Below are 22,646 nucleotides of genomic sequence, written 5' to 3'. Positions count from 1 at the left end.
CGTATGGTTAGCGTCGAGCAGTGATAAGGCTGACTTCACGGTATCGTCGATGTCGACTCCGTGCCCGATCGCCGTCGTCTCCTCTTCTCGGCGTCACCCCCGCGTCCGATCGTCGTTGCGGCCGGTAGCAAAGGGTAATTACCCCGCCGCGGGGAACGAGGGACATGGAGACGGCGCTCATCATTCTCGATGGTTGGGGGCTCAGCGCGGATGCCGAAGAGGGCGGGCGGGCGACGGGCGACGACGCCGCGGCCGCCGATCCCTCGGGACGGCCGCCGGGTCGGGACGCGGTCGCGGCCGCGGACACCCCGGCGTTCGACGCGGCGACCGAACGGGGCGCGGACGGCCGCCTCGTCGTTCACGGCCGCCGGGTCGGCCTGCCCGAGGGGCAGATGGGGAACTCCGAGGTCGGCCACCTCAACATCGGTGCGGGGCGGGTCGTCACACAGTCGTACACGCGGATCTCCGACGCGCTCGCCGAGGGTTTGCTCGGCGACAACGACGCGATCGCGGCGGCGTTCGACCACGCGCGCTCGACGGGCGGGCGAGTCCACTTCATGGGGCTCGTCTCCGACGGGGGCGTCCACTCCGATGTCGAACACCTGCTCGCGCTGATCGACGCTGCAGCCGACGCCGGCGTGCCGGCGACCACGCACGCGTTCACCGACGGGCGCGACACCGCCCCGGAGATCGCAGACCGGTTCCTCGCCGACGTGACCGCGAAGGCCGACGAGCGCGGGACCGGGCACGTCGCGACCGTGACGGGCCGGTACCACGCGATGGACCGCGACGAGAACTGGGAGCGCACGAGGAAGGCGTACGACGCTATCGTCGAGCGCGAGGCACCGAACACGGCCGACAGCGCGGTCGCGGCCGCCGAGGCGGCCCACGCCCGCGGCGAGACCGACGAGTTCGTCGAGCCGACGCTCGTCGAAGGCGGACCCGCGCTCGCCGACGGCGACGCGGTCGTCTTCTTCAACTTCCGAGCCGACCGCGCCCGCCAGCTCGTCCGGATGCTGACCGGCACGCGCCCCGACTGGTCGTTCGACCTCGACCAGCCCGACATCCGGCTGACGACGATGACCGAGTACGACGAGACGTTCGAGTTTCCCGTCGCGTTCCCGCCGCAGCTCCCCGAGAACACGGTCGGCGAGGTGGTCTCCGAGGCCGGCATGACCCAGCTCCGGACCGCCGAGTCAGAGAAATACCCGCACGTGACGTACTTCCTCAACGGCGGCCGCGAGGTGGAGTTCCCCGGCGAGATGCGGACGATCGTGAAGAGCCCGGACGTGCCGACGTACGACCGGCAGCCGGAGATGTCCGCGGCGGAACTCACCGACGAGGCGATCGAGACGATCGCGACCGACGACCCCGATCTGATCGTTCTCAACTACGCCAACCCCGACATGGTGGGCCACACCGGCGACTTCGACGCCGCGGTCGAGGCCGTCGAGGCGGTCGACACACAACTCGATCGGCTGCTCTCGGCGGTCGCGGACGCGGGCGGCCACGCCCTCGTCACGGCCGATCACGGCAACGCCGACGACATGGGAACGCCGGAGAATCCGCACACCGCCCACACGTTCAACCCCGTCCCGTTCGTCTCCCTGACGCCCGACGGCGACGGCGGCGGACGTGCGGTCCGCGACGGCGGGTCCCTGTGTGACGTTGCGCCGACCCTGCTCGATCTGATCGGCCTCGACCGTCCGTCGGAGATGACGGGCGAGAGCCTGCTGATCGAGTGACCTCTCGGTCCGACCCGTCACGGTCTCTCTGTGCGGCGAGTGGGAACCGCCGAAAGCCAAAAGCCCGCACAGCGCCCACCGACGGTATGAACGAGCCCGGCACCGAGAGCGTGCTGTTGGACCAGGAGGCTCTCCACGATCGGCTCGACGACGCGCCGGCGTGGCTGCGGGAGCACTACCGGACGTTCCGCGAGTCGATGCTCGGCGAGCGCGACGGCTCGCCGTTCCCCTGTTACTTCGGGATCGAGGTCGAGCGGACGGGCGAACTGCTGTACGCCGCCTGCGAATCGACGACGGAACCGGCCGCGCTGCTTCGGCTCCGCGACGTGCTCGCCGAGTACCTCGACACGTACCCGGAGCACGCAGACCGCGCGCCGCTCGCGGTGTTCTTCCGTCCGCCGGCAGACGACGCGGGCGAGGCGCACTACCACGAGCGGCTCTGGCACGTCTTGGAGTTCCTCCACGTCCACGACCCCGAGGCGTGGCCCGACGACATTCCGACCGATCCCGATACCCCGAAGTGGGAGTTCTGCTTCGGCGGCGAGCCGCTGTTTCCCACGTCGCGAGCGCCGTTTTACGACGACCGAAAGAGCCGGTACTCGCCGGTCGGCCTCGAGATCACGTTCCAGCCGCGGGCGGTCTTCGAGGGGATCACGGCCGACACGGCGGCGGGCCAGCACGCCCGCGAGCGGATCCGCGACCGCATGGGCGAGTACGACGGGGTCTGCCCCCACGCCGATCTGGGCGACTGGGGCGTCGACGGCGACCGCGAGTGGACGCAGTACCTGTTCCGCGAAGCCGACGACGCGAGCCCCGATTCTTGTCCGCTGCAGCCGACCCGCGAGCACCCCAAAGCGCCCGAGTCGCTGCTCGAAGACGGCGCGTGGCGCGCGTTCACCGAGCCCGGCGATCGCGGCTCCGAGTCCGGACCGGATCAGTCCGGATCGGCCCAATCCGAGTCGGGGCGATCCGGGTCGGGACCGTCCGCCGGCGAACCCGTCACGTTCGGGCTCGGCGATGACTGAGACGCCCCTCGACGACGCGGTCCTCCTGCTCGTCGACTTCCAGACCGGGTTCGACGAGCCGGACTGGGGCGAGCGAAACAACCCCGACGCCGAGGCGGTCGCCGCCGCGCTGCTCGACCGGTGGCGCGCCGACGGCCGGCCCGTCGCCCACGTTCGACACGCGTCGACTGAACCGGGGTCGCCGCTTTCCCCCGACGAGCCGGGGTTCGCGTGGAAGCCGGAGACCGCCCCGATCGAGGGCGAGGCGACTTTCGAGAAGTCGGTCAACGGCGCGTTCCTCGGGACCGACCTCGACGCGTGGCTGGCCGAACACGGGTACGAGAGCCTCGTCGTCTGCGGGCTCACCACCGATCACTGCGTCTCGACGACGATCCGGATGGCGGACAATCGTGGCTACGACGTGACGGTGGTCTCGGACGCCACCGCGACGCACGCCCGCGAGGGACACGACGGGGACCGGATCGACCCCGAAACGTCTCATCGCGTCGCGCTCGCGCACCTGCGCGGCGAGTTCGCGGCGGTCGTCGAGAGCGCGTCGCTGCTGCCGTGACCGTCGACCCGCACGCTTTTGGCGTCCGCTCCCGGTGTGTCACGTATGCAACGCGGTCGCCGGAAACCGGACTGGCTGAAGTCGCGGCCGCCGTCCGGCTCCCGGTTCACGGAGATCAAAGCGAGCCTCCGCGAGCGCGACCTCCACACCGTCTGCGAGGAGGCCAACTGCCCGAACATGGGCGAGTGCTGGTCCGGAGGCGCGAACGCGTCTCCGAACGGCGAGGCGGCGGACGCCGCCGAGGGAAACGACGGGCCGGGCACCGCGACGTTCATGCTCATGGGCGACCGCTGCTCGCGCGGCTGTAACTTCTGTGACGTCGAGACCGGTGGGATGGAGCCGCTCGACCCCGACGAGCCGGAAAACGTCGCCGACGCGGTCGTCGAGATTGGCCTCGACTACGTCGTCCTCACGTCGGTCGACCGCGACGACCTCGCCGACGGCGGATCGGCCCACTTCGCCGAGACGATCCGCGAGATCAAGCGACAGGACCCCGATATCCTCGTCGAGACGCTCATCCCCGACTTCCAAGGTGACCCCGAGGCGATCGACCGGATCATCGACGCCGGCCCGGACGTGATCGCGCACAACATCGAGACGGTCGAGCGGCTCCAGTGGCCGGTCCGCGACCGCCGTGCCGACTACGAGCAGTCGCTCGCCGTGTTGGATCAGGTCGACCGCGAGTCCGATATCCACACGAAGACGAGCCTCATGCTCGGCGTTGGCGAGTACGACCACGAGGTGTACCGCACGCTCGGCGACCTCCGGGAGGTCGGCGTCGACATCATCACCTTCGGACAGTACCTCCGGCCGTCGCGCTCGCATCTCGACGTGTTCGAGTACGTCCATCCCGACGCGTTCGAGACGTGGCAAGCGGTCGCCGAGTCGGAGTTCGACTTCCTCTACTGTGCGTCCGGACCGATGGTCCGCTCGTCGTACAAGGCCGGTGAACTCTTCGTCGAGGCGGTACTCCGGGAGGGCCGCTCGCCGACTGACGCGCGGCGTCATGCCCGGGCTGCCGGCGGGGACTGACAGATACGCGGGACCCGCGTTTCGGACCGTACGTTCGTCGAAACAGCGAATATAAGACTGCGAGGCTGACGAGCAGAATTGCGGTCGTCTGGGGGCGCACGGCCGAACACGGGAGTGACGCCAGTTCGACGTTCCCGAGGATTCACCGGCAATGCGCAGGCGTCACGGCGGTCAGTACCCCTGCGCGTTGCCGTCCTTCCGCGGTTCGGTGGCCGCGGAGAGGACGCCGTTTTGATTCCGAGCGATCTGTGCGCCGCCGAACGCCCCGGGAGAAAGAACGTGCACATCGTGACCCCTCCGCACGAGTCGCGCGGCGACATCGTCGTCGAAGTGCGGTTCGATCGCCAGCTCGCCGCTCTCTCGGTACCGCCAGCGCGGGGCGTCGAGCGCGCGCTGCAGCGGCATCTCGCAGTCGACGAGGTTCGATATCACCTGCACGTGTCCCTGTGGTTGCATGTACCCGCCCATCACGCCGAAGGCGGCCCAGTCGTCCTCCCCAAGGCGAACGATTCCGGGCATGAGCGTGTGAAACGGACGCTTCCCCGGTTCGAGGCTGTTCGGATGTTCGGGATCGAGCGAGAACGACGCGCCGCGGTTCTGCAGCGCGATCCCCGTCTCGCCGGCGACGAGCCCCGAGCCGAACCCGTCGAACCGCGAGTTGATGTACGAGACGACATTCCCCTCGTCGTCCGCAACCGTGAGGAGGACGGTGTCCGCGTCCTCGGCGTCAGCGTCGGGTACGCCGAACGAGACGTCGCGGTTCGCCTCCGGTCCCACCGTGTCCGCGCGCTCGCTCACCCACTCGGCCGACGCGAGCGGCGGAATCTCGGCGAATTCCGGGTCGGTGATGTGCCGGTGGCCGTCGTGAAACGCCACCTTCAGTGCCTCCGCGAGGTAGTGGGCGCGCTCGGGAGCGTCGTGGGCGTACTCGCCCGCGCCGAGTTCGGCGGCGACGCCGAGCGCCTCCAGCGCGATGAGTCCCTGATTGTTCGGCGGAAGCTCGTACACTTCCGCGCCGTTGTACGTCGCGGACACCGGATCCGGCCACTCGACCTCGAACGCGGCGAGATCCTCGACGGTCATGAACCCTCCCCGCGACTGAACTTCCGACGCGATGGCCTCCGCAATCGCTCCCTCGTACACCGCGTCTGCCCCCTCGTCGGCAATCTGCTCCAGCGACCGACCGAGCCGCGGGAGCGTGACCCGCTGTCCGGCGGTCGGCGACGCCCCGTCGAAGAGGAACGCCTCGCGAGCGGCGGCCGTCTCGAACAGCGACTCGGCCTGCGTCCAGTCGTCAGCGATCACTTCGCTGACCGGGTACCCCTCGATCGCGTAGCGGATCGCGGGTTGCAGGAGGCGATCGAGGCCGAACTCGCCGAAGCGGTCGGCCGTCGCTTCCCACCCGCGGGCGGTTCCCGGGACTGTCACCGCGTGCGGGCCGGTCGACGGCATCCCGACGGCCGCCGGATCGTCGGCGTCGACGCCCTCGTCGGCCGCGAGTGCCTCGCGAACACGTTCGATCGTCGCGTCGGCGGGCACACCGCCGCAGGCGCGCATCGCGCCCACGTCGCCGTCGGCGGTCCGGTACAGCGCGAAGACATCGCCGCCGATCCCGGTCGAGGTGGGCTCGACCACGTTGAGTGCGGCGGCCGTCGCGACGGCCGCGTCGAACGCGTTGCCCCCGTCGCGAAGCACCTCGATGCCCGCTTGACTGGCGAGCGGCTGGCTCGTGGCCACGACGCCGCGCTGGCCGTACACCGTGGACCGGCGCGACGCAAACCGATCTAGGTCTGGCTCCATATCCAACGTCCGGCACGACGCGACATAAAAACCCGACCGCGACGCGTATGCGACGATTTATACTGGCGACGACGAATTGGTCGGCAGTGACGCAACTGGGTGCCACGCTCGACGCGCTGTTAGGAAGCGTCGCGACGACCGAGGCGCGGCTGGCCGTGACGGTCGGAATTCTGTTGGTGACCGTCGCGGTCGGCTGGCTGCTCCTCCCGCGGCTCGTTCGCGCCGGCGAGCGAGTCGCAGCCGACTGGCTCGACCGGTTCCTCGACGGTCGCGGCGAGCAGTCGATCGAGACGCTGCAAGACGCGGTGCCGGTGTCGTTCGGTCTGCGGATCCTCGTCGGGCTCCTGCAGCTGGCGCTGTTCGCGCTCGCTACGGTCGCGATACTCTCGCTGTGGGGCCAGTTCTCGCTCGTCGTGGCCGTGCTGCCGGTCGCAGAGAACATCTTCGCCGTGGGGACGCGGGCGATCTTCTCGGTCGTCCTCCTCGGTGGTGCGTACGTCGCGAGCGACGTGTTGGCGGAGTACGTCTCAGATCTGTCCGACGACAGCGACCGCATCACCGCCCACCAAGAGCAGCTTCTCACTCGCATCATGCAGGTCGGGCTGCTCGTGATCGCCGGGATCACTATCCTCGGGATCTGGGGCGTGAACCTCGGCGGGCTCCTCGTCGGCGCGGGATTTCTGGGTATCGTGCTCGGGATGGCGGCGAGACAGACGCTCGGCTCGCTCATCGCCGGTTTCGTGTTGATGTTCTCGCGACCGTTCGAGATCGGCGACTGGGTCGAGATCGGCGACGAGGAGGGATTCGTCACCGACATCACGATCATGAACACGCACATGCGCAACTTCGACGGGGAGTACGTCGTCGTGCCGAACGACCTCGTCAGCCAGCAGGCGATCACGAACCGGAGCCGCGAGGGGCGACTCCGGATCCACATGGAGGTCGGGATCGGATACGACGACGACCCCGCCGAGGCGAGCGAGATCGCCGAGGAGGTGCTGACCGGGATCGACACCATCGCCAACAACCCGTCTCCGTACGTGATCCCTTCCGGCTTCGGTGATTCGTCGATCCTGCTTGACCTCCGGTTCTGGATCGATCCGCCGACGCCACAGGCGCGGTGGCGGTCGAAGGCGACCGCGGTCGAAGAGATCCAGCGCCGCTTCGTCGAGGCCGACATCTCCATCCCGTACCCGCAGCGAACGGTGTCGTTCCCGCCCGAGACCGCGGCCGGCGATGAGACGGTCGAGCGCGTCGAGCGGTTCGACAAATCGGACGATCGGTCCCCCGACGTGACCGGGCGCGGCGAGTAGCGCGCGACCGACGCGTGCGGGTCGGCGGCGGCAGCGACACATTCACCTCGCCGGCGATCGAATCCACGCCGTGATCCCCGTCGACGCCGTGGTCAGACAGGTCGATCGCTCGGACCTGCTGGCCGTGGTGCGGATCGAGCGGACCTGCTTTTCGGACCCGTGGCCCTACGACGCCTTCGAACGGATGGTCGAGGAGCCGGCGTTTCTCGTCGCCGACCGCGACGGCGAGGTGGTCGGCTACATCGTCGCGGATATCACGCCGAATCACGGTCGCGACATCGGCCACGTGAAGGACCTCGCCGTCCGTCCCGACGCGCGCGGCGTGGGGATCGGTCGGACGCTCCTCCGGTCTGCGCTCGCTCGCGTCCACGCCGCCGGTGCGACCGTCGTCCGGCTGGAGGTACGCGAGAGCAACGAGATCGCTCGGTCGCTGTACGCGGACGAGGGGTTCGAGCCGATACGGCGCGTGCCCGGCTACTACCGCGACGGCGAAGACGCCCTCGTGCTCGTCCTCGATCTGGCCGATTGGGCGGCCGGCGGGTGACAAGGCTTAGTGCGGGGCGACCCCACCTACGGACATGAGTTCGGTTCCCGAGCGGTCCGAGATCGACGAGTCGTACAAGTGGGACCTGCAGGGCATCTACCCCGACGACGAGACGTGGGAGACGGCCTACGAGGCGGTCGCAGATCGGATCGACGATCTCCGGGCCTACGAGGGTCGCGCCACGGAGGACGCAGAGACCCTCTTCGAACTGCTCGAACTTCGCGAGGAGGTGTTTCGCGACCTCCAGCAGGTGACGACGTACGCCCGGCTTCGCAGCGCCGAGGACACCCGCGATCAGGAGTACCAAGCGATGTCCGCGAAGGCCTCGTCGCTCAGTTCCGATGCGTCGAGCGCGCTCTCATATCTCGAACCCGAACTGCAGTCGCTCGACGACGACGATGTCGAGGCGTTCCTCGACGCCGAGCCCGCACTCGGTGAGTACGAGCACTACCTCGACGACGTGTTGCGGATGAAACCGCACACGCGCTCGGCCGAGGTCGAGGAGGTCATCGCCAACCTGTCGGAGGTGACGAACGCACCGAGCGAGATCTACTCGATGCTGACGAACGCCGACATGAGCTACGGCGTCGTCAAAGATCCCGACGGCGAGGAGGTCGAGATAACGCAGGCGAACTTCACGAAGCTCCAGACGAACCCGGACCGCGAGTTCCGGCAGCGGGTCCACGAGACGTTCTACGACGAGTGGGAGGGGGTCCGGAACACCGTCGGCACCTCGCTCGAAAAGGCGGTTCGCGAGCACGTGACGAGCGCAGAGATCCGTGACTACGACACCGCTCGCGCCGCCGCGCTCGACGGGTCCAACGTCCCCGTCGAGGTGTACGACACCCTCGTCGAGACCGTCGACGACAACCTCGAGGTGCTCCACCGCCACGCCGAACTCAAGGCCGCGGCGCTCGGCGTCGATAGACTGGAGAGCCACGACCTCTACATGTCGCTGACGGGCGATCAGGGGCCCGACATCGAGTACGAACAGGCCCGCGAGTGGGTGATCGAGGCGGTCGCGCCGCTCGGCGACGCGTATCAGGATCGGATGGCCGCGGGCCTCGACTCGCGATGGGTCGACGTGTACGAGAATCAGGGCAAGCGCTCGGGCGCGTTCTCCTCCGGCACCTACGACACGCAGCCGTACATCCTGATGAACTACCAGGACGACATCGCCTCGATGTACACGCTGGCGCACGAACTGGGTCACTCCATGCACTCGGAACTGGCGGGTGACGATCAGCCGTGGCACGACGCGAGCTACGAGATATTCGTCGCCGAGATCGCCTCGACCGTCAACGAGACACTTCTCACCCACCACCTGCTCGACACGGTCGACGACGAGGAACTCCGGACGCACGTGCTAGACGAGTACCTTGAACGCTTCCGGTCGACCCTGTTCCGGCAGACGATGTTCGCCGCCTTCGAACAACGGATCCACGAGCGCGTCGAGGCCGGCGGCGCGCTCACGCCCGACGTCTTCGACGAGATCTACGCCGATCTAAAAGGCGACTACTACGCGCCCGCCGAACTGACCGGCGGCATCGAACGCGAGTGGGAGCGCATTCCGCACTTCTACTACGACTTCTACGTCTACCAGTACGCGACCGGCATCTCCGCGGCCGCCGCGATCGTCGAGCGCGTGCTGGAGGAGGGAGAACCGGCGGCGGCCGACTACCGCGAGATGCTCGCCGCCGGGGGATCCGACTACCCCCTCGACGTGGTCGAACTCGCCGACATCGACATGGCCTCTCCCGACCCGATCGAGTCCGCCGTCGGGATCTACGACGACTACCTCGACGAGGTCGCGTCGCTGCTCGATCTGGAGTAACGCCTGTCCGCCGCCTTTCATCCACCTCCAGTCCTGCTTTGCTACCACCTCACGCGTCGTACGCGTGAGCCTCGAGCGTCTCCAACGCCACGGCGTCCAGCACGGCCTCGTTTGTCGCGTCGAGGATGACGGGCGGGACGGTCGTCTCCGGGAGCCGCTGAGTCCGCGTGGCCTCAAGCGCCTCCGTCCACCGCCCGAGACAGAGACACCAGCGGTCGCCGGGGTCGAGTCCGGGGAAAGATAGCTCCGGGCGCGGCGTCACGAGATTGTTACCCCGATCCGCGCTGAACTGCAAGAACTCCTCTGTCATCACCGCGCAGAGTTCGTGTCGCCCCCGGTCATCGGGGTGGGTCCCACAACACCCGTCGCGCTCGAAGCCGGTCGTCGGATCGGTGCCGCAGGTCGCGAGCTCTTCTCCGAGGACGTTCCGGTCGGCCATACGCTCACGTGACGACGCGCGAACAAAAAGGCCCGTGCGGTACGGTTGCGCACTCCCGCGTCGGCATCGATTTACCTCGCGCCCGCGACGCCCCGGTATGGACGAACGCGTACGCGAGCACGCCGAGACGCTCGTCGACTGGAGCGCGCGGATCGAGGCCGGCGACGACGTCGTCATGAGCGTCGCCGAGGACGCTCACGACCTCGGCGTCGCGGTCGCCGAGGCGCTCGGCGAGCGGGGCGCGAACGTGACGACCTTGTACGGCTCCGACGAACTCTCCCGTGCGTATTTAAAAGGAAATGAACGCGCAGATTGGGGGTTCGATTCCGACCCCGCCGTCGACCGCGCCCTCTTCGAGGCCGCCGACGCGTACCTTCGACTGGGCGGCGGCCGCAACACCACCGCGACCGCCGACGTGGACCGCGAGACCCGCCGAGCCTACGCGAAGGCCCGCACAGGCGTCCGCGAGGCGCGAATGGACACCGACTGGGTGTCAACCGTCCACCCTACCCGGAGCCTCGCCCAGCAGGCGGGGATGGCCTACGAGGAGTACCGAGACTTCGTGTACGACGCTGTGTGCCGCGACTGGGAGGCGCTCGCCGACGAGATGTCCCAGATGAAGGAGGTTCTCGACGCGGGCGACGAGATCCGGATCGTCACCGAGCGCGACGACGCGCCCGACACCGACGTGACGATGTCGATCGCGGGTCGGACCGCGGTCAACTCCGCCGCCTCCGTGGCGTATGACTCCCACAACCTCCCGAGCGGCGAGGTGTTCACCGCGCCCTACGACGCCACGGGTGAGGCCTTCTTCGACGTGCCGATGACTATCGACGCGACCCGCGTTCGGAACGTCCGTCTGGTCTTCGAGGAGGGCGAGGTCGTCGATTTCGCAGCCGAAACGGGCGAGGAGGCGCTTGCGAGCGTGCTCGACACCGATCCCGGCGCGCGCCGACTCGGCGAACTCGGAATCGGCATGAATCGCGGTATTGACCGGTTCACCGACTCGATCCTCTTTGACGAGAAGATGGGCGACACCATCCACCTCGCGGTCGGCCGCGCCTACGACGCCTGCCTGCCCGACGGCGAGACGGAAAACGACAGCGCGGTTCACGTCGACATGATCTCGGATGTCAGCGAGCGCTCGCGGCTGACGGTCGACGGCGACGTGGTTCAACGGAACGGCCGGTTCTGGTGGGAAGACGGGTTCGAGAGTTGATCGTACGAACCGGCGTTGTCGGAATCTCACCGGGCAGATGGACCCTCGAACGAACGACCGCCCTCCGGCGGGGACCGCTTGAATGCGGGAGTGGGTGTTGCAGACGGCCGCTGGCGACAGCGAGGCTGGGGAGGTGTGAGACCACGGTGCGGTCGGTCGGGGCGTTGAACGCATCCACCACGCCATCCATCACTCATAAACAAGCAGCCAAGACACGAGAGCCGATCACCGCGCCAGCAACGATATATAAACGGTCGCCGGCAACACCGCTCGCCAGCAACACCACTCGATCGTTTATAAACTCTAACACCAACCGCGTGCAACACTCACTCCGGCAGTCGATCGGAAGGCAGGTTCGCACGATGGGGCGGTGACCGGTCGATCCGCAGGCGTATCCGAGATACCGGAAACGTCGGCGACTGCGGGCGGCTTTAAGCGTTTGGCGCGAGGAGGGAACCCTATGCCATCAGATGACGAGACCACTCGCGAGTTCCGCACCCGAAGCGTCCACGCCGGATCGGCACCCGATCCGACCACCGGCGCGCGGGCGACACCGATCTACCAGACGACCTCCTACGAGTTCGAGGACGCGGATCACGCGGCGCGGCTGTTCGCGTTAGAGGAGGCGGGCAACGTCTACTCGCGGATCATGAATCCGACGAACGCCGCCTTAGAAGAGCGGATGGCCTCGTTGGAGGGTGGGGTAGGCGCAGTCGCCACGTCCTCGGGGATGGCGGCGTTCGATCTCGCGACGTTCATGCTCGCGTCCGCCGGCGACAACGTCGTCTCCTCGTCGGCGCTGTACGGCGGCACCTACACGTACCTCACGCACTCCGTCGAGCGCCGCGGGATCTCGACGCGGTTCGTCGACCCGCTCGACTACGAGGGGTACGCCGACGCCATCGACGAGGACACCGCGTACGTCCACCTAGAGACGATCGGCAACCCTGCGCTCGTCACACCCGACATCGAACGGATCGCGGACATCGCCCACGACCACGGCGTGCCGCTGTTCGTCGACAACACTTTCGCGACGCCGTACCTCTGCCGGCCGCTGGAGCACGGCGCAGACCTCGTCTGGGAGTCAACGACGAAGTGGCTCACCGGCAACGGCACCACGGTCGGCGGCATTCTCGTCGACGGTGGGTCGTTCTCGTGGGCGGAGTACCCCGAGAAGTTCCCGGAGATCGCGAAGGACAACCCCGCCTACCACGGGATCAACTACGTCGACGCCTTCGGCGAAGCGGCGTTCACCTTCGCGGCGGTCACCCGTGGGCTTCGCGACCTCGGTGACCAGCAGTCACCGTTCGACGCGTGGAACACGCTTCAGCAGACGGAGTCGCTCCCGCTGCGGATGGAACGCCACTGCGAGAACGCCGCGATCGTCGCGGAGTACCTCGACGACCACGACGACGTGGCGTGGGTGAACTACCCCGGGCTCGCGGATCACGAGACGCACGAAGAAGCGACCGAGTACCTCGAAGGCGGCTACGGCGGCATGATCACCTTCGGGCTGGAGGGCGGCTACGAGGCCGCGAAGGGGACAGTGGAGAACGCGGACTTGGCCTCGCTGCTCGCGAACGTCGGCGACGCGAAGACGCTCGTCATCCACCCCGCCTCGACGACGCATCAGCAGCTCACCGAAGAAGAACAGGAGGCTGCCGGTGTCACCGGTGACATGGTTCGCCTCTCCGTCGGCATCGAGGATCCGGCCGATATCGTCGCCGACATCGAAGCAGCGATCGAACGCGCGACAAACTGATCGGGTCGTCTGCGAGGCGGCCGTCTACTCGGAGATCACTTGGCGATCACTCGGCGATCTTCTCGTACTGCTCGGAGAGCTTCTCCGCGGCGTCATCGAGCAGATCGGATTCGTACTCGTCGAGGTCCCACTCGACGATCTCTTCGACACCGTTCGACCCGAGCTTCGCGGGGACGCCGATCGCGGTGTCGTCGTAGCCGTACTCGCCGTCGAGCACGACCGAACAGGGGAGCACCTCGCCGGTGTCGCGCAGGATGGCCTCGACGGTGTGTGCGACGCCGGTGGCGGGGCCCCACTGGGTCGCGCCCTTCCGGCTGATAACGTCCATCGCGGACTCTTGGAGATCTTCGAGGATCTCCTCCCTGTCGCCGTCGAACGCGGGGTCACGGCCGTCGACGCGCACCTTCGAGAAGACCGGGGCCTGCGCGTCGCCGTGTTCGCCGAGGATCGTCGCCTCGACGTTCTTGACGGGCGCATCGAACCGCTCGGAGAGCACGTAGCGGAAGCGCGCGGAGTCGAGTCGGCCGCCGAAGCCGACCACCTTGTGACGGTCGCGATCGCCCGCCTCGTACAGGTGGCGGTTCAGGAGATCAACCGGATTTGAGGTGGTGACGGTGACGAAGTCGTCGTTGTGCTCGGCGAGCTGCGAGCCGATATCCTCCATGATCGGCGCGTTGTCGCCGGCTAGGTCGATCCGTGTCTGACCCTCCTTGCGCGGGATGCCGGCCGTGATCACGACGACATCGGAGCCGGCGGTGTCTTCGTACTCGCCCTGTCTGACCGTGGTGTTCGAGTCGTAGGCGACGCCGTGGTTCGTGTCGGCAGCCTGCCCGATCGTCGTCTCGCGCTGGTCCGGGATGTCGACGAAGACGAGCTCGTCGGCCACGTCGCGCAGCGCGAGGTTGTACCCGGCCGCGGCTCCGACGGTCCCCGCCGCACCGACAACGCTGACTTTTGTCATACGGTGTGTACTCGCGTCTGGCTGTCGAGTAAACGTTTCGGAACCTCAGACGCGCGCACGGGGGTGGTCCACCCCATGTCTGCCCCGCCGGGCCCCGTCGCGAAACCCCTAACTTCGGCGGCGTTCCAGTAGCGGTCGTGCCGACGTTCCGCTACCCGTGTCCCGGCTGTCGGACGACCAACAGCCTCCACGACGCCGACTGCGACTTCGAGGGGGTGAACTGGCCGACTGTCGAGAAGGCGTACACGGATCTCCTGACGGTCCTCAGTGCCGAGCGCGAGGGAATGGCCGAGTCAACCATACGCGAGGCGGTCCACGGCGAGTGGAGCGGACTCCACAAGGCCGCGCTTGGTGCACTCGAACGCGATCAGCGCGTCGTCGAGGAGGGCGACCGGCTCCGCCTGCTCACCGCCGCGGAGTTCAAAGAACTCGTCTCGGAGCCGACCCGCGATCCGATGCGGACCGTCTACGAACACGGTTCCGTCCCGGGCTGTCACGACAACGCCGTCTTCGCGATGGTCGCGTGGTACGAGATGGTCGGCCTCTCGTGGCCCGAGACCCGCGAGAACGTGATCGAGTGGCTCCACAAGTCGGGCGCGTGGGACCGCGGCGGCTTCGAGGAGTCCACGCCCGAAGAACTCGTCGACGCGAAGCGCCACGTGTACGACGAGGGGTACGGCTGGAAAGAGAAGGGCCAGGCCGCGAAACGGGTCATCGAACGCCACCGCTAGAACGGGTCGTCGAAGCCGCCGCGCGACGCCGAAGCCACCGCGAGGACGCGCCCCATCGAACGCTACCGCGAGGACGCGCCCCATCGAACGCTACCGCGAGGACGCGCCCCATCGAACGCTACCGCGAGGACTCCTCGACGAACGCTACCGCGACGGCGACCGCGATAGCTTTACCCGCCGCGTCGCCCTCGTAGCCGACGCATGCTCGACGCCGTCCCCGCGTGGCCCGCGATCGGTTCGCTCGCCGGCGGCGCGGGGGCGCTCTGGCTCGCGTGGGCGATCCGGGCACACCGTGGCCGCCCCGGCGTCGATTGGTTTCTGGGCGTGTTCCTCGCGCAGGCGCTCTGGTGTCTCTCCTACGGGGTCGGCCTGCTCGTCACTGACCCCCTGCTCCGGGTCGCACTGGAGACGGCGATGTGGCTCGGGATCGTCTGGACGGGCGTCGGCTTCCTCGGCTTCGCGCTGGAGTACACGGGGCGGGGCGACGTGGTCCGCGGCCGGCTGTTCGCGGCCGTCGTCGGGTTCGGCGTGCTCTCGACTGTCGCACTCCTCACGAACCCGCTCCACGGGGCGTTCTGGACCGCGTTCCGCCCTGCACCGGTGTTTGGTGTCGAAACCGTCACGTACGCGCTCGGCCCGTGGGGGTACCTCGTCGTCGCCGCCGAGACCGTGCTCGTCGCCAGCGCCGTGTTCCTGCTCGTCGACACGCTGCTCAGCTACGGGCCACTGTACCGCCGCGAGACTGCGGCCGTCGCGCTGAGTTCGCTTCCGCCCGGCTTCGCGCTGGTCGCGTGGACGCTGGAGATCGGGCCGGTGCCGCAGTTGCAGTTCGCGCCCGTCATGTTCGTTCCGCACGCCCTGCTCGACGCGTACGCGTTCAACCGTGCGGAGATGTTCGATCGCAATCCGACGACCAGCCGCGCCGCGGAGCGGACCGCGATCGACGACCTCGCGGACCCGATCGTCGCGCTCGCGCCCGACAGTCACATCGTCCGGCTCAACCCGGCGGCCGAGTCGCTGCTCGGCGTCGACGCCGAAACGGCTCGCGACCGACCGCTCGATGCGTTCCTCGATGCGCCGATATCCCTCGACGGGGACGGCGGGGAGATCGAAATAAGTGTCGCGGGACGCCGCCGCACGTACGCAGTGTCGACCGCGCCGTTGGCCGATCCCAACGGCGTCCGCGTCGGCCGCACGGTCGTCTTCTCCGACGTGACAGAGCGGGAGCGGCGTCGTCAGCAGCTGGCAGTGCTCAATCGCGTGCTCAGACACAACCTCCGGAATGACGCCGGCGTGGTTCACGGCTACGGCGAACTGCTCGCGGAGCGGCTCGACGACCCCGAACTCCTCCGCATGGCGGACGCGATAGAGCGTCGGGCCGGTACGCTCGCCGCCCTCGGCGAGAAGGCGCGAACCGTCGAAAAGGTGCTCGCAGGGGGGGAGGCGACCGAGGTGACCGTCGGCGATATCGTCGCGTCGGTCGTCGATGACGCCCGAAAACGAGAGCCCGACACCGTAATCGAGTTTGAGGCGGACGAGGACGGCGACGGCGATCGAACGGTTCGCCTCAGGGTGGACGTGCTCCGCGCGATCGTCGAGAACGTCGTCGAGAACGCCGTCGACCACCACGACAGCGAGGGTGTCGAGCGCGACGACGGCGGACCGTGGGTCAGGGTGTCGCTCCGACGGGCAGAGTCGGCGGCCGATTCCGAGCTGGAAGAAGCGACCGACGGTAACGAGACCGCTCGCGGCGACGCCGACAGAGAAAGTGACCGCGGTCACGCCGGCGAGCGGTACGTTCTCACTGTCGCCGACGACGGACCGGGGATTCCGGAGCACGAGGTCACGGCGGTCGAGTCCGGGCGAGAGACGGCGCTCGAACACGGCTCGGGACTTGGCCTCTGGGTCGTCGCGTGGGCGGCCGACGTGCTCGGAGCCGATGTCGACTACGCCGACCGCGACCCGCGCGGGACGGTGGTGACGGTGACGATTCCGACCGGCGCGTCGGAATCGTGAACGACCGGACAGGTCACAGTCCGCGCACCAGCGTCATTCACGCGCCGGGCTCACGTCTCGCGCGCCGCGTCGACCGCTCGCGCGATGAGTCCAGCCTGCGCGCCGGCGACGAAGCCCGCATCGACGTTCACCGTCGTGAGCACCGAACAGGACTGGAGCGCGCCCTCAAGCGCCGCGACTCCCTCGCCGCCGACCCCGTACCCGGTCGAGACCGGCAGCGCGATCACCGGCGCGGCGACGAGCCCGGCGACGACGGTCGGTAACGCGCCCTCGCGGCCGGCGGCGACGACGACGACATCAGCCTCGCGAATCCGGTCGCGTTGGTCCAAGATTCGGTCGAGGTTCGCGACTCCGACGTCGTCGACGCGGTCGACTGTCGCACCGATCTCGCGGGCGACGACGGCGGCCTCGCCGGCGACCGCGCTGTCGGCGGTTCCGGCCGCGACGACGGCGACGGTCGCGTCGAGCGACGGCGGGTCGAAGTCGGCCGCGTGGACCACGACGGTTCCAGTTCGCTCGTCGTGGTCGACGGCGGGCGACGCGTCGGTCGATCGCCCGATCACGCCGCCGTCGACCTCGGTCCGGATCGCGGCGGCGTCGTCGTCGGACGCGCGGGTCACGAGTGCCCGACCGGTCGTTTCGACCGCGGTCGCGGTCAGCGCCGCGACCTCGGCGGGCGTCTTTCCCTCCGCGAGGATCGCCTCCGGGATTCCGCGACGGTGCTCGCGGGCGGCGTCGAACCGGCCTGCCTTCGTGGTCGCGTAGCCCGTCAGCCGCGATTCGGCCTCTGCAACGCCGATCTCGCCGGCGTCGAGCGCTTCTAGCGTGTCGCGCATACCATCAGTCAGTGGCGGACGGTGTCGAAGCTATCGATCGGGTTTGATTCTCCGGCTGACGGCGCGTCTCTCACAAGGTTTATCAGTGTTCGTTCTGGGATATCGCCGCGAACCGCCCGCACGGCGTCCCTCGCGGGCGAATTCAGGAACTCTTATTAACGGTCGACGGATAGCGTCGAGCGCATGGCAGACCTTATTGTCAAAGCAGCCGTCAAGGAAGCCCTGGACGACAAGAACGTCGCTTCGGACTTCTACGACGCGCTGGACGACGAAGTGGACGAGCTGCTCGAAGACGCCGCGCGCCGCGCCGAGGCCAACGACCGGAAGACGGTCCAGCCTCGCGACCTCTAAGACGGACGCGTTCTCAGTCCGTCGTTATTTTTGTGTCGACCCGCGACTCATGAGCGGTGCGACCAGCCGCGAGTAGAGGAGTCTTCGTTCGGGCGCGGCGCGGGAACCGGTCACCGCGTCACGACCCGCACGTCCGTCTCGGTACCGACGTGGATCTCGTCGGCGAGGTCGACGAAGAGGCCGTGTTCGACGATTCCCGGCGTCGCCGACAGCGTCGTCGACAGCGCGGTCGGGTCCGCGATCGCGCCGAAGGCGCAGTCGAACACGAGGTTCCCGTTGTCGGTGACGACCGGCCCGTCCTTCCGCTCCGCCGCGCGAAGCGTCGGCTCGCCGCCGGCCGACCGCACCGCCTCGGCGACGACCGACCGCCCGGCCGGGAGCACCTCGACCGGCACGGCCCGGTCGAGTACCGGCGTCTCCTTCGCGGGATCGGCGACGACGAGGAAGCGGTCGGCAGCCGCGTCGACGAGCTTCTCGCGAGCGTGAGCGGCACCGCCGCCCTTGACGAGCGCGTTCACCGGGTCGGCCGACGCACCCGCGCGCTCGGCGTCGCCCGCCGCGGCGGTGACCACTTGGTCTGCGCCGTCGATCGCGAGGTCGATCCCGGGGGCGTCCGGGCCGATCGCCCGATCGAGGTCCACGAGCGGAATTTCCTGATCTGCGGCGAGTTCGCGGCTCGCGAAGGAGGTCGGCACGCCGCGCACGTCGAGCCCGGCGTCGACGCGCTCGCCGATCCGACGGATCGCGTGCGCCGCCGTCGAGCCCGTGCCGAGCCCGACCACGTCGCCGTCGGTCACCTCCGCGGCCGCCGACTCGCCGGCGCGTCGCTTCGCCGCGTCGCTCCCGCCGCTCGTCTTCATACGCCCAGAGTCGGCGGGGGTGGTTGAAAAGGCGTCGGCGCGGGGCGGAGTGGAGCAGTTCCGGGGCGGAGTGGAGCAGTTCCGGGCGGTGGGGGACAGTCGTCACTCCAGCCGGTCTACCACCGCTTGGGCGTCGTAGGCCAAGGAGAGCTCTCGGGAGCGACCGCGCCCCTCCACGTCGGCGTACTCGGCGTCGATCACGCCGAGCTGGTCGAGCTTGTTGATGATCTCGGAGTAGCGGGTGTAGCCGAGGTCGGTCTCGTCGTGGAACGCCTCGTACACCTCGCCGGCGCGTCGCCCGTCGTGTTCGGCGAGCACTCGCACGAGGTCGCGTTCCGATTCGGTGAGTCCCCGGAGCGACCGCGAGAGGTGGACGTGTTTCGACTTGTCGTACGCGGATTCGACGTCCCCCGTGGCGATCGTCTTCGAGGCGCGCATCTCGGCGTTGAGCCCGGCCCGACGGAGCAGGTCGATCCCTACCCGGAGGTCGCCGCTGTCGGCGGTGAGGTCGGCGACGCGCTCCAGTTCGCCGTCGCCGATGACGCCGTCGTGGAAGCCGCGTTTCGCGCGCTCGGAGAGGATGTCGTAGATCTCGCTCGCGCCGTACACGGGGAAGTACACCTCCTCGGGGCGGAAGACGGACTGCACGCGGGTGTCGAGGTCGTCGATCACGTCGAGGCCGAGATCGGAGGAGACGACGATGACGCCGATCTTCGCGCCGGAGTGCGCCTCGTGGGCACGCAACAGCGAGTAGAGTGTGTCCGACGCCTCGTTTTCGTAGAAGAGGTAGTTCACGTCGTCGAGCGCGACGACGAGCACGTCGTCCTCCTCGACGAGCCGGTCCGTGATCTGTCCGAATAGCTTCTTGAACGAGATCCCTGACGAAGGGGGCTCGTAGTCGAATATCCCCTCGAACAGCCGCGAGAAGACGGCGTATCGCGTCGAGTCGACCTGACAGTTCACCCGAACGGTCCGAACGTCGGTCCGGGTGCCGAGTTCGCCGAATAGCTTCTGCACGGCGGTAGTCTTGCCCGTCCCGGGCGGGCCGCGTACGACCGTGTTGAGCGGGCGAGAACCGCGGACTGCGGGGCGGAGCGCGTACTTCAGACTCTCCAGTTGACTCTCACGATGTCGGAACGTCTCGGGGACGTGATCGATCTCGAAGACGGACTCGTCGCGGAACACCGACTCATCCCACGAGAGCATGTCGCCGGCGTCCCCGGTCATGTCCACACCACGTCAGGCCGTCTACTTAACCGTTGCCCGCAGGGTGAGTGAAACTGAAATACGGCGATACCGCGGCGGAACACGCCGGAATCGACGAGCGGACGTTCACTCTCAGGACGGTGGATCCGTCCGAGACGCGCCGGAGGAGTCGGCCGACCGGTCCGCTCATTCGCGGTCGAGCGCGAGCACGTGCCGCGTCAGCGACCGGTGAACTCGGCGTTCGAAGACGGCGTCGACCGCCCAGCCGGCCGCGCGCGCTTCGGCCCGCCAGTCCCGGTCCGCGACCACGACCGCGCGGGGAGCGACCCGCGCGGCCTCCGCGAGCGCGCCGGAGACGAGGTCCGCCAGTTCGTGGCGGGCAATCTTCGACTGCCGGCCGTACGGCGCGTCGAAAGCGATCCCGTCGACGGCGTCGTCATCCATCGGAAGGGCGGTGGCGTCGGCGCGCGCGACGTGCCACGCGGGACGAGCGTGATCGGCGGTGTCTCTGACGCGGTCGCGGTCGGAATCGTCGCCCGCGTACGCTCGGAGGTTCTCCCGTGTCCCGCGGACCATCTTCGTCTGTGCGTCACAGGCGAGCACGTCCGCACCGACGAGGGCCGCCTCGATCGGAAGGCCGCCGGTGCCACACATGGGATCGAGGAGGGTCCATCCGGGGGCCGCGCCCGCGAGGTTAGCGTACGCGCGAGCGTCGGCCGGGGCCATGCTCCCGGGCTGGAAGAACGGCCGGTCGGTCGGCTTCGGGGCGAAGTCGCGGGCGGCCTCGACCGCGACCCAGCCGAGCGCGCAGACGGACGCGTCGTCGCCATCGGCACCCGCCACCGCCGCGTGATCGGCGCGGTCGCCGGCCGAAAACAGCGCACGGAGGACGTGGTCCGGATCGTCGAGGTCGACATCGAACCCGCGGTCGACGAGGACGCCGCCGAGCATGTGTTCGGCCGCGCTCGTCGAGATGTCGGTCGTGTTTCTGACGTTACGGGCCCTGACAGCCACCGTCCCGGTCCGGTCGATCGGGGCGGCCTCCAGCGCGGCAACCGCCGCGTCGAGGTCGGCGTCGGTCCGGGCGATCGCCTCGTGGGCGGCGCGCGTGTACCCCAGCCGACCGACCGACGACGCATGCTCGACCGACGACGCATGCGGCCCGAATCGGGCCGTTGCAGCGCCGCCGAGGCTCCTCGCGCTCGCAATCCCAGGCGCAAGGAGGTCGACGCCGACGGCCGCGGTCGACGCCTCGTACGCGGCGAACGCGTCCTCCTCGCCCGCGAGTTCGAGCCAGTACACGCCACGGCGTCCGGCGGCCGGTCGCAAGAGCGTAGCGATTCCGACCAGCCACCTTTTTATCCATTTCGAGCGTGCGTCGAAGCAGTGATGGCCGACCCGAAGGAGACGATCACGATCGAGAACGTCGTTGCCTCCACGGGGATCGATCAGGAACTCGATCTCCAGCGCGTCGCGATGGATCTAGAAGGTGCCGACTACGACCCCGAACAGTTCCCCGGGCTCGTCTACCGCACGGCCGACCCGAAGTCGGCCGCACTCATCTTCCGGTCCGGCAAGATCGTCTGTACCGGCGCGAACTCCATCGACGCCGTCCACGAGAGTCTCGACATCGTCTTCGAGGAGCTCCGCGCGCTACAGATCCCCGTCGGCGACCCCGAGGTCACGGTCCAGAACATCGTCACCTCCGCCGATCTCGGCGAGGATCTCAACCTGAACGCGATCGCGATCGGCCTCGGGCTCGAACACATCGAGTACGAACCGGAGCAGTTCCCCGGGCTCGTCTACCGGATCGACGACCCCGATGTCGTCGCGCTGCTCTTTGGGAGCGGAAAGCTCGTCATCACCGGCGGAACGAGCCCGGACGACGCCGCCGCGGCCGTCGACGTGATCACCGAGGAACTCGACGGGCTCGGACTGCTCGACTGAGTGCGTCACGAGCGACACCCGTGTCGGTCCCGCGGCCGCGCCGAGACCGAGGTCACTTTTACCGCCGGCGCGTACATCCGTCATGACCCTTCAGGTGGTCCCGATGCAGGCGGTCACGCCGATATCGGTACTGGGAACCACGCTCGTGTTCGCCGCGTTCCTCTCGATCACCGCACATCTCGCCGCGCGGAACGTCCTCGGCGACGTCGATCCCCGACGCGCGCTCTATATCGGGCCGCTTCCGGCGGTGATCGGCGTCGTGGGCGGGGCGTTCGCCGTCACCGAGGCGCTGCTCGTCCCCCTCGCGCTCCTCGTCGACGGCGTCATGTTCGCGTGGAGCTACGACCAGCCCCGACGCGCGGTCGCCGTGATGACGGCGATCCACGCGGTGATCACGACGCTTCTCGGGATCATCGTCCTCGGAATCGTGGTGCTCGTGGCGTCGATGCCGGGGTGACCCGGCCGGATGAGGATC

At 68.4% G+C, this 22,646-nt stretch carries 21 protein-coding genes; 14 read left to right on the top strand and 7 right to left on the bottom strand.

Annotation, left to right across the window (positions count from 1 at the left end):
* Positions 1-164: 164 nt before the first annotated feature.
* The 4 genes from gpmI to lipA all read left to right on the top strand — a co-directional run bounded on the left by gpmI (position 165) and on the right by lipA (position 4,352).
* On the top strand, positions 165-1,745 hold the full coding sequence (gene gpmI / locus NO887_RS15570) for a 2,3-bisphosphoglycerate-independent phosphoglycerate mutase (protein WP_256419125.1): 1,581 nt from the start codon (positions 165-167) through the stop codon (positions 1,743-1,745).
* 86 nt (positions 1,746-1,831) lie between these two features.
* Positions 1,832-2,770 (top strand): YqcI/YcgG family protein, encoded by a 939-nt coding sequence (locus NO887_RS15565; protein WP_256419124.1) that lies wholly within the window; start codon positions 1,832-1,834, stop codon positions 2,768-2,770.
* A complete protein-coding gene (locus NO887_RS15560) occupies positions 2,763-3,320 on the top strand; it encodes a cysteine hydrolase family protein (RefSeq protein WP_256419123.1) in 558 nt (185 codons plus the stop codon). The genes NO887_RS15565 and NO887_RS15560 overlap by 8 nt, the downstream gene beginning before the upstream one ends.
* Positions 3,321-3,365: 45 nt before the next feature.
* Positions 3,366-4,352, top strand: a complete 987-nt coding sequence (gene lipA, locus NO887_RS15555) for a lipoyl synthase (RefSeq protein WP_256419122.1) — start codon at positions 3,366-3,368, stop codon at positions 4,350-4,352.
* Positions 4,353-4,523: 171 nt separating this feature from the next.
* On the opposite strand, the gene ggt is transcribed toward lipA, so the two are convergent.
* Positions 4,524-6,152 carry a gamma-glutamyltransferase gene (gene ggt / locus NO887_RS15550; RefSeq protein WP_256419121.1) on the bottom strand — a complete coding sequence of 543 codons (1,629 nt, stop codon included), beginning with the start codon at positions 6,150-6,152 and terminating at the stop codon, positions 4,524-4,526.
* 86 nt (positions 6,153-6,238) lie between these two features.
* Between ggt and NO887_RS15545 the strand changes: the two genes are divergently transcribed.
* From NO887_RS15545 to pepF, 3 genes are all read left to right on the top strand, one after another.
* Positions 6,239-7,465, top strand: coding sequence for a mechanosensitive ion channel family protein (locus NO887_RS15545; protein ID WP_256419120.1), 1,227 nt, complete (start codon positions 6,239-6,241; stop codon positions 7,463-7,465).
* Positions 7,466-7,535: 70 nt separating this feature from the next.
* Positions 7,536-8,009 carry a ribosomal protein S18-alanine N-acetyltransferase gene (rimI, locus tag NO887_RS15540; RefSeq protein ID WP_256419119.1) on the top strand — a complete coding sequence of 158 codons (474 nt, stop codon included), beginning with the start codon at positions 7,536-7,538 and terminating at the stop codon, positions 8,007-8,009.
* Positions 8,010-8,043: 34 nt separating this feature from the next.
* A complete protein-coding gene (pepF, locus tag NO887_RS15535; RefSeq protein WP_256419118.1) occupies positions 8,044-9,843 on the top strand; it encodes an oligoendopeptidase F in 1,800 nt (599 codons plus the stop codon).
* Positions 9,844-9,892: 49 nt separating this feature from the next.
* Here the strand turns inward: pepF and NO887_RS15530 are convergent, their stop codons facing one another.
* Positions 9,893-10,282, bottom strand: coding sequence for a DUF2237 family protein (locus tag NO887_RS15530; protein WP_256419117.1), 390 nt, complete (start codon positions 10,280-10,282; stop codon positions 9,893-9,895).
* Between the two features lie 97 nt (positions 10,283-10,379).
* Between NO887_RS15530 and NO887_RS15525 the strand changes: the two genes are divergently transcribed.
* Entirely contained in the window at positions 10,380-11,501 is a 1,122-nt protein-coding gene (locus tag NO887_RS15525) for an aminopeptidase (RefSeq protein WP_256419116.1), read from the top strand.
* Positions 11,502-11,961: 460 nt separating this feature from the next.
* Positions 11,962-13,263, top strand: a complete 1,302-nt coding sequence (locus NO887_RS15520) for an O-acetylhomoserine aminocarboxypropyltransferase/cysteine synthase family protein (RefSeq protein ID WP_256419115.1) — start codon at positions 11,962-11,964, stop codon at positions 13,261-13,263.
* Between the two features lie 46 nt (positions 13,264-13,309).
* Here the strand turns inward: NO887_RS15520 and mdh are convergent, their stop codons facing one another.
* Positions 13,310-14,224 (bottom strand): malate dehydrogenase, encoded by a 915-nt coding sequence (mdh, locus tag NO887_RS15515; RefSeq protein WP_256419114.1) that lies wholly within the window; start codon positions 14,222-14,224, stop codon positions 13,310-13,312.
* 137 nt (positions 14,225-14,361) lie between these two features.
* Here mdh and NO887_RS15510 point away from each other — a divergent pair, with 137 nt between their 5' ends.
* Both NO887_RS15510 and NO887_RS15505 read left to right on the top strand, forming a co-directional pair.
* On the top strand, positions 14,362-14,955 hold the full coding sequence (locus NO887_RS15510; RefSeq protein WP_256419113.1) for a DUF7474 family protein: 594 nt from the start codon (positions 14,362-14,364) through the stop codon (positions 14,953-14,955).
* A 201-nt stretch (positions 14,956-15,156) separates the two neighbouring features.
* A complete protein-coding gene (locus tag NO887_RS15505) occupies positions 15,157-16,971 on the top strand; it encodes a sensor histidine kinase (protein WP_256419112.1) in 1,815 nt (604 codons plus the stop codon).
* Positions 16,972-17,021: 50 nt separating this feature from the next.
* On the opposite strand, the gene larB is transcribed toward NO887_RS15505, so the two are convergent.
* Positions 17,022-17,807, bottom strand: coding sequence for a nickel pincer cofactor biosynthesis protein LarB (gene larB, locus NO887_RS15500; RefSeq protein ID WP_256419111.1), 786 nt, complete (start codon positions 17,805-17,807; stop codon positions 17,022-17,024).
* A gap of 183 nt (positions 17,808-17,990) precedes the next feature.
* Here larB and NO887_RS15495 point away from each other — a divergent pair, with 183 nt between their 5' ends.
* Positions 17,991-18,158: a DUF1931 family protein gene (locus NO887_RS15495; protein WP_004047560.1), complete on the top strand. Its 168-nt coding sequence runs from the start codon at positions 17,991-17,993 to the stop codon at positions 18,156-18,158.
* 110 nt (positions 18,159-18,268) lie between these two features.
* On the opposite strand, the gene rpiA is transcribed toward NO887_RS15495, so the two are convergent.
* The 3 genes from rpiA to NO887_RS15480 all read right to left on the bottom strand — a co-directional run bounded on the left by rpiA (position 18,269) and on the right by NO887_RS15480 (position 21,526).
* The gene (gene rpiA, locus NO887_RS15490; RefSeq protein ID WP_256419110.1) at positions 18,269-19,018 is read right to left on the bottom strand and encodes a ribose-5-phosphate isomerase RpiA; all 750 of its coding nucleotides are present in this window, start codon (positions 19,016-19,018) and stop codon (positions 18,269-18,271) included.
* 102 nt (positions 19,019-19,120) lie between these two features.
* The gene (locus NO887_RS15485) at positions 19,121-20,245 is read right to left on the bottom strand and encodes an ORC1-type DNA replication protein (RefSeq protein WP_256419109.1); all 1,125 of its coding nucleotides are present in this window, start codon (positions 20,243-20,245) and stop codon (positions 19,121-19,123) included.
* A 165-nt stretch (positions 20,246-20,410) separates the two neighbouring features.
* Positions 20,411-21,526, bottom strand: a complete 1,116-nt coding sequence (locus tag NO887_RS15480; RefSeq protein ID WP_256419108.1) for a THUMP domain-containing protein — start codon at positions 21,524-21,526, stop codon at positions 20,411-20,413.
* Between the two features lie 87 nt (positions 21,527-21,613).
* On the opposite strand from NO887_RS15480, the gene NO887_RS15475 reads away from it, so the two are divergent.
* Complete coding sequence (locus NO887_RS15475; RefSeq protein ID WP_256419107.1) at positions 21,614-22,171, top strand: TATA-box-binding protein; 558 nt, start codon at positions 21,614-21,616, stop codon at positions 22,169-22,171.
* An 82-nt stretch (positions 22,172-22,253) separates the two neighbouring features.
* Positions 22,254-22,628, top strand: a complete 375-nt coding sequence (locus NO887_RS15470; protein ID WP_256419106.1) for a DUF7473 family protein — start codon at positions 22,254-22,256, stop codon at positions 22,626-22,628.
* Positions 22,629-22,646: the final 18 nt, after the last annotated feature.

Origin of the sequence: Halorubrum laminariae (genome assembly GCF_024494655.1) — an archaeon.
In the GTDB taxonomy this organism is placed as follows: domain Archaea; phylum Halobacteriota; class Halobacteria; order Halobacteriales; family Haloferacaceae; genus Halorubrum; species Halorubrum laminariae.
The sequence above is the reverse complement of the archived record's forward strand: the minus strand, read 5'-3'. Positions and strand labels throughout refer to the sequence as shown.